General features: G+C 67.8%; 11 protein-coding genes. 4 read left to right on the plus strand and 7 right to left on the minus strand.

What is annotated here, in order from left to right:
- Both ON45_RS13070 and ON45_RS13075 read left to right on the plus strand, forming a co-directional pair.
- Positions 1 to 1550, plus strand: a 1550-nt coding sequence (locus tag ON45_RS13070; protein ID WP_051063016.1) for an ABC transporter ATP-binding protein, incomplete at its 5' end; no start/stop codon positions are given.
- The gene (locus ON45_RS13075) at positions 1547 to 3310 is read left to right on the plus strand and encodes an ATP-binding cassette domain-containing protein (RefSeq protein ID WP_051063017.1); all 1764 of its coding nucleotides are present in this window, start codon (positions 1547 to 1549) and stop codon (positions 3308 to 3310) included. The genes ON45_RS13070 and ON45_RS13075, both read left to right, overlap by 4 nt.
- An 11-nt stretch (positions 3311 to 3321) precedes the next feature.
- Here ON45_RS13075 and gatB read toward each other — a convergent pair whose 3' ends face one another.
- From gatB to gatC, 3 genes are all read right to left on the minus strand, one after another.
- A complete protein-coding gene (gene gatB, locus ON45_RS13080; RefSeq protein ID WP_373281590.1) occupies positions 3322 to 4719 on the minus strand; it encodes an Asp-tRNA(Asn)/Glu-tRNA(Gln) amidotransferase subunit GatB in 1398 nt (465 codons plus the stop codon).
- A gap of 77 nt (positions 4720 to 4796) precedes the next feature.
- A complete protein-coding gene (gatA, locus tag ON45_RS13085; RefSeq protein ID WP_085946547.1) occupies positions 4797 to 6233 on the minus strand; it encodes an Asp-tRNA(Asn)/Glu-tRNA(Gln) amidotransferase subunit GatA in 1437 nt (478 codons plus the stop codon).
- A gap of 5 nt (positions 6234 to 6238) precedes the next feature.
- Entirely contained in the window at positions 6239 to 6541 is a 303-nt protein-coding gene (gene gatC, locus ON45_RS23665) for an Asp-tRNA(Asn)/Glu-tRNA(Gln) amidotransferase subunit GatC (protein ID WP_040494441.1), read from the minus strand.
- Positions 6542 to 6613: 72 nt separating this feature from the next.
- Here gatC and ON45_RS23670 point away from each other — a divergent pair, with 72 nt between their 5' ends.
- The gene (locus ON45_RS23670) at positions 6614 to 7348 is read left to right on the plus strand and encodes an SCO6745 family protein (RefSeq protein ID WP_051063019.1); all 735 of its coding nucleotides are present in this window, start codon (positions 6614 to 6616) and stop codon (positions 7346 to 7348) included.
- Between the two features lie 79 nt (positions 7349 to 7427).
- Positions 7428 to 8549, plus strand: coding sequence for a citrate/2-methylcitrate synthase (locus ON45_RS13100; protein ID WP_040494437.1), 1122 nt, complete (start codon positions 7428 to 7430; stop codon positions 8547 to 8549).
- A gap of 75 nt (positions 8550 to 8624) precedes the next feature.
- Here the strand turns inward: ON45_RS13100 and lgt are convergent, their stop codons facing one another.
- The 4 genes from lgt to ON45_RS21540 form a co-directional block, all read right to left on the minus strand.
- Positions 8625 to 9620, minus strand: coding sequence for a prolipoprotein diacylglyceryl transferase (lgt, locus tag ON45_RS13105; RefSeq protein ID WP_051063020.1), 996 nt, complete (start codon positions 9618 to 9620; stop codon positions 8625 to 8627).
- Positions 9617 to 10387, minus strand: coding sequence for an alpha/beta hydrolase (locus ON45_RS13110; protein WP_040494438.1), 771 nt, complete (start codon positions 10385 to 10387; stop codon positions 9617 to 9619). Before ON45_RS13110 ends, lgt begins: the two co-directional genes overlap by 4 nt.
- 79 nt (positions 10388 to 10466) lie before the next feature.
- On the minus strand, positions 10467 to 10814 hold the full coding sequence (locus tag ON45_RS21535; protein WP_051063021.1) for a hypothetical protein: 348 nt from the start codon (positions 10812 to 10814) through the stop codon (positions 10467 to 10469).
- Positions 10815 to 10832: 18 nt separating this feature from the next.
- Entirely contained in the window at positions 10833 to 11354 is a 522-nt protein-coding gene (locus ON45_RS21540; RefSeq protein ID WP_051063022.1) for a glycine/sarcosine/betaine reductase selenoprotein B family protein, read from the minus strand.
- Positions 11355 to 11409: the final 55 nt, after the last annotated feature.

Raw genomic sequence — 11409 nt, forward strand, 5'->3', positions numbered from 1 at the left:
TCGTCGTGGCGTGGTTGGCCACCGTCGCGGCGTGGCGGACGACGAACGATCTTCGACTCCGCATGACCAGTCACGTGCTCGGACTCGACCACGAGTTCCACCGCACGCACACCCCGGGCGAACTGATCCAACGCGTCGACGGCGACATCACCTCGGTGTCCGACTTCCTGAGCCAAGTGGTCACGAAGGCCGCCGGAGCGATCATGCTCGTCACGGGAATCGTCGTCGTGCTCAGCGTGCTCGACTGGCGACTCGGCCTCGGGATGATCGTCTACCTCGGCCTCGCGTTCACGGTCGTGGTGCGGACGCGCCACCGTGCGGTGGACGAGTCGTCCGACGAGATGGGTGCGCTCGGGCGGTTGTACGGCGGCATCGAGGAACGCCTCACGGCCGGCGAGGATCTGCGCGCGAACGGTGCTGCCGACCATGTCGCGTGGCGGCTCGTCGAGGACAGCGAGGACGCTCTCAGCAGCGCCGTCCGGCGCGAGCGGGCCTTCCTGATCATGTGGTGGCTCGTTCAGGGCGCGGTCGCGTTCGGCTGGATCATTGCGCTCGTCCTCGGCGCGGTCCTCGTCGGTGCGAACACGATCACGCTCGGCACCGCGTTCCTGTTGTTCCAATACGTGCTCCTCGTCGCCAGGCCGCTGGAAGAAGTCGTGCACGAACTCGAGACCGTCCAGAAGGCGAATGGAGCGATGGTGCGCGTCCTCGACCTGCTGGCGATCGAGCCACGGATCATGGACGAGGGAACGACGAGCCCGGAGCCGGGACCGCTGTCGATCACCGCCCGCGAGGTCTCGTTCGACTACGGCGACGACCGACCCGTGGTGCGCGACGTCGACCTGCACATCGACGCGGGGCGGTCGGTCGGGATCGTCGGACGAACCGGAAGCGGAAAGACCTCGTTCTCGCGCCTGGTGCTCCGACTGGTCGAACCGTCGCACGGCACGGTGGAGCTCGGCGGTGTTCCGATCCAGGACATCTCGCTCGTGGAGCTCCGGCGGCGGGTTGCGCTCGTGCCACAGGAGGTGGAGCTGTTCGCCGGGAGCGTCCGTGACAACGTCACGCTCTTCGACGACGTCCCCAGCGACGACGACGTCGTCAGCGCGCTGCGACGGGTCGGCCTGAACTCCCTGGCCGACGGCGGGATCGAGCGCGAACTCGGAGCGGGAGGAACCGGTTTGTCCGCTGGCGAAGCTCAGCTGCTTGCGCTCGCGCGGGTGTGGTTGCGCGACCCGGACATCGTCGTGTTGGACGAGGCGACGGCACGCGTCGACCCGGAAACCGAGCAACGTCTCGAACAGGCCGTCGCCGAGTTGATCCAAGGACGCACGACGCTCGTCATCGCTCACCGGCTCTCGACGTTGCATGCGGTGGACGAGATCATCGTGTTCGAGCACGGGTCGATCGTGGAGCACGGCGACCGCGCCGATCTCGTCGGAGACGACGACAGCCGCTTCGCAGCCCTGCTCGCGTTGGCCCTCGAACGCGACCAACGCAACGGCGTCGACGCGGCCGGCGCCACGGTCGAATCGGAGGTGACCTCGTGACGATCGACCTGGAGATCCCGGATCACAGCGTGCGCGCCGAATCCAACGAGCGTCGGCCCGGCGATCGACCGCACGCGACGGGGCCCGGCGTGCCCAACGTCTGGGCTCTGGCATGGCGGACATCCCAGCATCGACCCCGCGAGTTCTGGGTCGGATGGCTGTTGTTCGTCGTCTTCTTCACGATGCCGGCCGTGACCGGTTTCCTGCTCGCGCGCGGCTACGCCGCTCTCGAGTCGGGCGACACGACCGCGACGGTGTGGTGGGCAGGCGGAATCGCCGTCAGCGAGACCATCCGGATGACCGCCGTACATCACGGCGCGTTGATCTGGACCAAAGCGTGGATCCACATGCAGACGCTGCTCCGGGCGAACATGCTCAGCGCTCAGATGGCCAGCGGCGGCATCCACGCCGGCCAACCGGTCGGATCAGCAGGCTCGGCGATCACCCACTTCCGCGACGACACCGAGGACGTCGCGAACTTCGTGGACGGCATGGTGGACGTGTCCGGTGGTCTGGTCTTCACCCTGGTCGCCGGCATCGCTCTCGGTACCGCGGATGCGCGAGCGGCCGCAGTCCTGGCGCTCCCGTTGATCGGCGTCGCGGTGGCCACACGGGTACTCGACACACGAATCAAGGAGTACCGAGCGGCCGACCGGGCCGCGACCGAGGAGGTCACCGGTCTGCTCGGCGACGTGATGGCCGCGGCCACGACGGTCAAGGTGAACGACGCGGCCGATCCCCTGCTGCGGCGCTTGGCGGTGTTGGTCGAGCGGCGTCGACGAACGGCGGTCCGGGACCGCGTGCTCGAGGAAGGGGTGAACGCCTTCGGCCAGGGAGCGGCCGACATCGGCCTCGGACTCGTCCTCCTCGTCAGTGCCGGTGCGATCGCTTCCGGATCCTTCGACCTCGGAACACTCGCGCTGTTCACCGCTTACCTGGGCTGGTTGTCGTTCCTTCCCAAGATGGTCGGTCGAGTCCTCGCGCGTCGCAAACAGGCCGGAGTCGCCTTCGACCGGATGCGGATGCTGGTGGCCGGCGAATCGGCTCGGAACACCGTGCGCGATCGCGACCTCCCGATCGACCCCGGCGACGGAGCGGTCCGCCCCATCGGCGTCCGGCCCGAGCGCGTGCCGCTCGAGGTGTTCGAGGTCCGCGATCTCTCGGTGTCGTTCGGGGAGCATCCGGTGGTCAGCAACTTCTCGATCACCGTGCGGCGAGGCGACTTCGTCGTGATCACGGGCGCGGTCGGCTCGGGCAAGAGCACGCTGCTCCGGGCGATCCTCGGTCTGGCTTGGCAGGCCGAGGTCTCCGGTTCGGTTCGCTGGAACGGCGAGGAGATCGACGACCGCAGCGCGTTCCTCGTTCCCCCGAACGCAGCGTTCCTGTCGCAAGTGCCGCAACTGATCTCCGACAGCGTGGCCGACAACATCGCCTTGGGTGAGACGACGTCCGCACGGTTGGCGACCGCGCTCCGGCTGGCCGCAGTGGACACCGACATCGACGAGATGGCCGACGGCATCGACACGATGATCGGTCCGCGTGGCCTCCGCCTGTCAGGTGGGCAACGTCAGCGCCTGGCGACGGCCCGCGCGCTCGTCCACGAACCCGAACTCGTCGTGCTCGACGATCTGTCGAGCGCACTCGACGTCGAGACCGAAGTGCGGTTGTGGTCGAACCTCGCCGACGCCGGAATGACCGTCATCGCGGTGTCGCACCGCGCCGTCGCCTTCGAACGCGCCGACCAGATCCTCCGCTTGTAGATGTCTCGGAGTCAGGGCTTCTTCTGCTGGAGGAGGGCGGTCACGGCCTTCCCGTCGGCTTGGCCCTTCGACGCCTTCATCACGGCGCCGACGAGCGCTCCCATCGCCTTGCCCTCGCCGGCACAGAACTTCTCCCACGCGTCGGGCTGCTCGGCGATCGCCGCGTCCACCATCTGCTCGAGTTCGGACGTGTCCATCGCCTCGAAGCCCAGTGCTGCGGCGATCTTCTCCGGGTCTGCCTCGTGCTCGCCGGCGACCATTGCCTCCAGCACCGTCTTCGCCTGCGTCGCGGTGATCGTCCCGTCGGACTCCATCGTCGTGAGCTTCGCGAGTCGGTCGACCGGGACGGTCGCGCTGGTGTCGGGCGCTTCCTTCACGTGTTTCAACGCGAGGGCGACGTCGCCGCCAGCGACACCCGCGTCGAGTACATACCGGTCCTGGTCCCGCTCCACGACGAGGAGGACCGGTTCGGAGTCGACCGACTGGCCCGTCGCCTCGGCGAGCGCGATCCGTCGAGCCGCCGGCAACACGGGAAGCGCAGCGCGGACTCGATCGATCCACTCGGGCTCCGGGTCGACCACGACGAGGTCGGGTTCCGGGAAGTACCGGTAGTCGTCGGCGTCCTCCTTCGACCGCAGCGTGTGCGTCTTTCCGTCGTTCTCGTCCCAGTGTCGGGTCTGTTGAACGACCGGTTCGCCCGCCTCGTGCAGCGCGATCTGGCGCTTCGCCTCGTACTCGATCGCACGACCGAGCGAGCGGACGGAGTTGACGTTCTTGATCTCGCAGCGCGTGTTGAAGTCGGCACCCGGTTTGCGCACGCTGACGTTCGCATCGACGCGCATCGAACCCTCCTCCATCTTCGCGTCGGACGCGCCGATCGCGACGAGGATGGCCCGAAGCTCGGACGCGTACGCCTTGGCCTGGTCCGGATGTCGGATGTCGGGCCGACTGACGACCTCGACGAGCGGCACACCGGCGCGGTTGAAGTCGATGAGCGAGTAGTCCGAGCCGTGGATCCGGCCGCCGGCTCCACCCACGTGGGTCGATTTGCCGGTGTCCTCCTCCAGGTGACCGCGTTCGATCCCCACACGGAAGCCGTCGGGCAGATCGAGCCAGCCATCGGCGGTGATCGGATCCTCGTACTGGCTGATCTGATACGCCTTCGGCATGTCCGGATAGAAGTAGTTCTTGCGGGCGAACGTCGACTTCTGGATCCGGCAGTTGAGCGCCAACCCGAGCCGCATCGCGAGTTCGACAGCGTGCCGGTTGAGGACGGGAAGCGCTCCTGGCAGGCCCAGCGTGACCGGATCGATGTTCGTGTTCGGTTCGTCGCCGAAACGGTTCGGTGACGCCGAGAACAGCTTCGTCGCCGTCGCGAGCTCGACATGGACTTCGAGGCCGACGACCATCTCCCAGCCGTTGTGGGTCCACCGCTCGTGGTCTGCGTTCGACGGTGCGAAGTCGTCGTCGTTGACGTAGGCGATGGTCATGACGCACCTCCGTCGGCAGCGCGTTCGAGCTCGGCAGCAGCACGGAACATCGTCGCGTCCTCCAGCGCCGGGGCGAGGACTTGGACGCCGATCGGCATCCCGCCGTCGCCGGTCCCGAACGGCACGCTCATGCCGGGGTCGCCGGACAGATTCGACGGGATCGTGTACGTGTCGCACAGGTACATCGCCAGGGGATCGGACGCTTTGTCACCGATCTCGAACGCGACAGTCGGCGATGCCGGTGTCAGCAGCACATCGACGTCCGCATAGGCGGTGGCGAAGTCGCGTGCGATCAGTCGACGGACCTTCTGGGCCCGGCCGTAGTAGGCGTCGTAGTAGCCAGCCGAGAGCGCATACGTGCCCAACATGATCCGGCGCTTGACCTCGTCGCCGAAGCCCTCGGTGCGGGTGGCCATGTACATCTGGTTCGTGTCGGGAGCATTGACCCGGCTGCCGAACCGGACGCCGTCGAAGCGGGCGAGGTTGCTGGACGCCTCCGCCGGCGCGATCAGGTAGTACGCCGTCAGCCCGTAGCCGAACGCCGGAACCTCGACATCGACGATCTTCGCTCCGGCCGCGGCGAGTGCGTCGAACGCGGCGTCGAGGCGGGCCTCGACGTCCGGGCTGGCGCCGCTGGGGAGATCGGTGATCCGTCCGATCCGCAGGCCGTCGACGCCTTGGTCCAGGGCGACGCGGAGGTCGAGCGACGGCTGTTCGATGCTCGTCGAGTCGGACGGGTCATGACCCGAGATGACTTCGAGTGCGAGCGCGGCGTCTTCGACGGTCGTGGCGAACGGACCGATCTGGTCGAGGCTGGACCCGAAGGCGATCAGGCCCAGTCGGCTGACCGCTCCGTAGGTCGGTTTCACCCCGACGGTTCCGCACAACGCGGCCGGTTGGCGGATCGAGCCGCCCGTGTCGGAACCGAGGCTCAACGGGGCGAACCCGGCGGCGACCGCTGCGGCCGAACCGCCCGATGATCCTCCGGGGACCCGGCTGGTGTCACGCGGGTTGCGGGTCGGGCCGAACGCCGAATTCTCGGTGCTCGAACCCATCGCGAACTCGTCGAGGTTCGTCTTGCCGACGACGATCGCTCCGGCGTCGCGCAGTCGGGTCACGACCGTCGCGTCGTAGGGCGGCTTCCAATCACCGAGGATCTTGGACGAGCAGGTCGTCGGGATCCCCCGGGTGCAGAGGTTGTCCTTCAGCGCGACCGGCACGCCGGCCAGCGGCCCCGGGTCGGCACCGGCCGCGACCTGGGCATCGACGTCGGCCGCGCGCTCCCGCGCCACATCGGCCAGCACCAGGTTGAACGCGTGGATGTCGGTCTCGCGGGCGTCGATCTCGGCCAGGTACGACTCGACCACGTCGGCGGCGGTCAGCGTGCCCGACCGGACGGCGTCGGCGATCTCGATGGCTGTGGTCGTGTCCACCACGCTCAATCGTCCAGCCCGATGATCGGCGGCACGCGGAAGCGTTCCTCCTGCGCGACCGGGGCGGCAGCGAGCACCTCGTCACGGTCGAGGCAGTCGCCGACGACGTCGTCACGCATCACATTGACCAGATGCGTCGGGTTGCTCATCGGCTCGACACCGTCGAGGTCGAGCGCATCGATCTCGGCGAAATGATCGAGCATGGCGCCGAGTTCGGTCGTCGCCTGGGCCAGTTCGTCGTCGGACAGGGTGAGCCGGGCCAAGCTGGCCACCTTGCTCACGTCCGCAGTGGTGATTCGGTCAGACACGCCGAGCACGCTAACCGTTACGTGGCGGGTCTGACCCGTAACGTAACGCCCTCGATCTGGAACGATGGCGCGATGACCGCCCGTGACACCCTGACCGCCATCGCCGCTCCGACGGGAGACATCGGTGCGCACTTCTACTTCCACCCGGCGACCGTCGCGGCGCTCAAGGAGATCGGCCTGAGCGCGTTTCCTGCGTACGTGCTCGGCCGCGGAGGCGCGCTCGGCGACGTCCCGGCTGCGGTCGTGTCGGCGGCATTCGGCTACTTCAATCCCGACACCCTCGGTCCGACATGGACGAAGTACCGCGAGCGGGTGTCCCCTCCGGTCGCTGCCGAGGCCTACTGGCACGAGTGCGGCCGGCGCGGTGCCGAGCTCTTCGCCGACATCGACGGATTGGACGCCTACGTCGAGGCGGCCGATGTGGTGATCGAGCACGCTCCGGTGGCAGCGCTCCCGCTCTTCGCCGGGACGTCGCAGCTCGAGTGTTCCGACGACGTGCCAGCCCGCTCCATGCAGAAGGCCGCCGTGCTCCGCGAACTGCGTGGGAGCGCGCATCTCGTCGCTGTGGTCGCGAGTGGGCTCAGCGACTCCCAGGCGCATGCGATCAAACGGCCCGATGACGTGGCGATCTTCGGCTGGGAGACACCTCCCGAACTTCCCGAGAACGCCGACGACCTGATGGCCGCCGCCGAGGACCTCACGAACACGATCCTCGAGCCAGCGTTCGCCGCCCTGTCCACCGAGCAATCGGACGCACTGGTGACCGCCACGCACGCAATGCATGCAGCCCTGACTCCCGACGCCTGACCGATTCGCCGCGGGGTCGATTGATCGACATTGATCGATCAACGTTGATCTGGGGAGTGTCCAGCGCGAGGGTGGGCGCATGACCACCTATGTCCGGGCGCCTGAGGCCGCCCGCCAACTCGGCGTGTCGACCGCCACGCTCTACTCCTACGTCAGCCGCGGACGGGTGACCCGGAAGCTGGGAGCCGACGGCCGGTCGTCACTGTTCGACCTCGCCGAACTCGAACGGTTGCGGGAGCAGAACCGCCGGCCGCAACCACCGCCCCCGACGATCGACGTCCGCATCGCCAGCTCGGTGACGCAGCTGAACGAGGACGGTCTCCGTTTCCGGGACACGCCGGTCGAGGATCTCGTCGATCTCCCGTTCGAGCAGGTCTGCGGACTTCTCTGGAGACGGCCCGACGTCCGTCTCGCGCCAGTCGAATGCGACCGCATCACCCCCGCCGAGTCGACCGACGACCGTCCCGCGAGCTCGCCGATGATGGACCTCGTCTCGCTCGTCGCCTCCCTCGACCTTCCCGACGATCCCTTCGATGCCGCGGCGCGCGTGCTGGGTGCGATCCCTGTCGCGCTCGGCGGGCGGGCAGACCCGACCCTCGGCTACGCGGCGCGACTCACCGCAGCGTGGGTTCAGGATCCCGCTCCCGAGGTGACCGCCGCCATCAACACGACACTGGTGGTGCTCGCCGATCACGAACTCGCGACGAGCACCCTCGCCGTGCGGGTCGCTGCCTCCGTTCGCTCGTCTCCCGCTGCCGCGATGATCGCCGGACTCGCAACTCTCGACGGAGACCTCCACGGGTCGGCGTCGCACCACGTCCACCGACTCCTGGACGACTGCCGCGTCGAGGGCGTCGATCAGGTGCTCGACCGCCACCGCACCGAACACCGTCGTGTCCCCGGATTCGGACACACCATCTATCGCCGACACGATCCCCGCTTCGATCTGCTCCTCGACCGGGTCGCTCGGCTCCCCGATCCGCTCGACCGGTTGCGCGTCGTGTCGGAGCTGCGCACCCGAGCCGGGAGCTACATCGCCCAACCACCGAATGTCGATCTCGCACTGGGTGCACTGACGTACGTCATGGACCTCCCGCCGGGTTGCCCGCTGTTCGCCATCGCCCGTCTGGCCGGGTTCGCCGCCCACTACCGGGAAGAGCTCGACGAGCGGCCGGTCCGCTACCGCGGCCTGTCGTACTGACGATCCGATCTGCTCACGGATTCGCCGCGGTGAGCGAAACCACGCCCCCGTGACGGTTCGCTCACCGCCTCGGGCTCAGCGGGCGTCGTCGGCGTCGAGTTCCGAAGCTTCGTGCTCGTCGTCGGGCCGGTCGTGTCCCGGGCTCGGCTCGTCGGTCGCAGTCGGACCGGTCGCGTCGTCCGGCTCGGAGTCGCGCTCGACACCGTCGACGCCATCGTGGGACTCGTCGTCTGCGTCGACCAACGCGGGATTCGGGGGTGGGTCGGGGTGACGACGCAGGATCAGGAACAATGCGAGACCGCCGACGACCATGCCGAGTGCGACCCACTGGTTCCAGCGGAACGGGCCGACGTCGTCGGCGGGATCGACACGCAGCCCTTCCACCCAGAACCGGCCGATGCCGTACGCCACGAGGTACAGCCCCATGAGCGAGCCACCGGTCGGGCGCCAGCGGCGGTCGATGTACAGGAGCACCGCGACCGTCGCCAGGCTCCACAGCGATTCGTAGAGGAACGTCGGGTGGAATGTCGTGCCGACCGCGAACATCTCGCCGGTCGCCGGGTTCTCGACGAGATGGTCGGCGTCGATCTCGAGCGCCCAGGGCAGGTCGGTCGCCCGCCCGTACAGCTCCTGGTTGAAGTAGTTGCCCCATCGCCCGATCGCCTGGGCGAGCGGGATCGCCGGAGCGGCACACGTCGCTGCGATCGACAGCGGAATCCCGCGACGGTGCGCCATGTACAGCCCGACCGGGATCCCGAGCAGCAGTCCGCCGGGAATCCCCAGGCCACCCGTCCAGAGTTTCGGGATGTCGCCGTAGTTCCCGACGAAGCGATCCCAATCGGTGGCGACGTGATAGAGGCGGGCTCCCACCACGCCGGCGAGCACCGCCCAGATGGCGATCGCGCTCGCGTCGTCGGCGGTCCCGGCGTGACGTTGCTCGAGGCGACGCCCGAACAACCAGACCGCAGCGACGACACCGAGGGCGATCGCGAGGCCGTAGATGTTCAGGCTGAGCGGACCGATGTCGATCGAGTTGAACGACGGACTCGGGATGGTCGCGAGCGTGCTCAACGGGTCGTCCGCTCGATGAATGCGAGGCTGCGTTCGGTGATCAGGTCGCGGTCGAAGTCCTGCGTCGCGACATGGAAGCTGCGTTCCAGCGTGACGAACTCGACCTCACCGCCCGCCGTGTCACGGAGGTGCGCGCTGTTGTCGGGCGGCACGACGTGATCGTCGGTCGACGAGAAGATCAGAATCGGCACGGTGAGTTCGCCATAGCGGTCGGCGATGGGTGCGAGCCCGTCGTTCGTCAACGACAGGAGCTGCTTCAACGGCGTCCCCTCGTAGGCGATCTCGTCGACGTCGGGATCGGCGATGTCCGACCCGATCGCCGGCGACACCTCGACTCCGTCCTCGAGCAGGCCCTCGACCATCTCCACGACCTCGGGGTCATGCGGCGTCGTGGCGGCGTTCACGCAGATCAGACCCTTGAGCCGATCATCACCGAGCCGCTGGAGTCCCGTCCACAGCGTGAGCGTGCCTCCCATGCTCAAGCCGATGACCACGATCTGCTCGACCCGCTCGGCGAGCCGGTCGTAGGCCGCCCCGGCCGCTTCCGACCAGTCGGACCAGTCGGTGGTCTGCATGTCGGCCAACGTCGTCCCGTGCCCGGGGAGTCGCGGCTGCTCGACGTGCAGACCGGCATCGGCGAAGGCTCGTGCCTGGTTGGTCATCGACGACGGGTTGCCGGTGAAGCCGTGAAGGACGAGCACTCCGGTGGAGCGTGAGCCTTCGTGAGAGAACGGTTCGCATCCGGCCATGACCTCGGGGGCACTCATTCCCCACTGTCTAGTCGTTGCGTCCGCGACGCCCACCGTGCCGCGATGAATTCCGAGAACGGAAAGACGCCTTCCCCGGTCAGCGCGATGCGGCCTGATGCGCCCGTCGGCGCTCGCCCGCGACACGCAACGCTTCACGGTTCTCGTCACTGACCGCCATGTAGTTGTCCCGCCACTCTTCGTTCCCCCATCGGAACGGAGCCTGCACGGTCGTTCGGGGGGCGATCGCAGTGGCGACCACGTCGAGGGCGAGCGAGACGACCTCGCGTTGCATCTTCCGGTCTCCCGGCTTGCCGCACGGATTGCCGAGTGGGAAGTCGACGAAGACGAAACGGGCGACACCTGCTTCCTCGACGATGTCGCGCGCGCTCCCGACGACGACGGTGGCGATCCCCGATTCCTCCAGACGGCGTGCAACCAGACTCACGGTCTGGTGACAGACCGGTCAAAGCGGGACGAGGAGCGCGATGTCGACGCCGTCCTCGGCGCACCACGTGGCGATCTGGTCGGCATCCAGCCCGGTCTTGCGCTGGCTGTACTCCGTGGGGACCCCGAAGAAGCGATGGTTCAGCGATGCGATCACGCCATCCTTCGCCAGGTCTCGCAACGCAGCGACGGGCAGGAACGACTCGGTGTCGTCGGTGTGGGTTTCCTGCTTGTCCCACGACAGGTCGTCGGTGAACATCCGCTCGGGGACCTCGTCGACGGGATGGTGGTACACCTCTTTGTCGGTGGCCGGGGCTCCGAACGCCGAGTCATGGTGATGCAGGAACGACGTCGTCACGACGGCCACGTTCGACTCTGCGAGCGCTTTCGTCGACGCGGTGAATGCGACCTCGTCGAACGCCGCCCAGCGATAGGCCTGTTCGAAACCCTGCGCTCGGTAGTACTCCCGCGACTTGTCGATGTAGCTCACGAAGCTGCGATGGACGAGTTGTCGATCAGCCCGGGGCGACGGTGTTGCCATGACCTGACCGTACCCGCGCCGAGAATGTCCGTCGGTGCCAGGCACCAACGGACAT

The sequence above is a fragment of the Ilumatobacter nonamiensis YM16-303 genome (assembly GCF_000350145.1).
Taxonomy (GTDB): domain Bacteria; phylum Actinomycetota; class Acidimicrobiia; order Acidimicrobiales; family Ilumatobacteraceae; genus Ilumatobacter_A; species Ilumatobacter_A nonamiensis.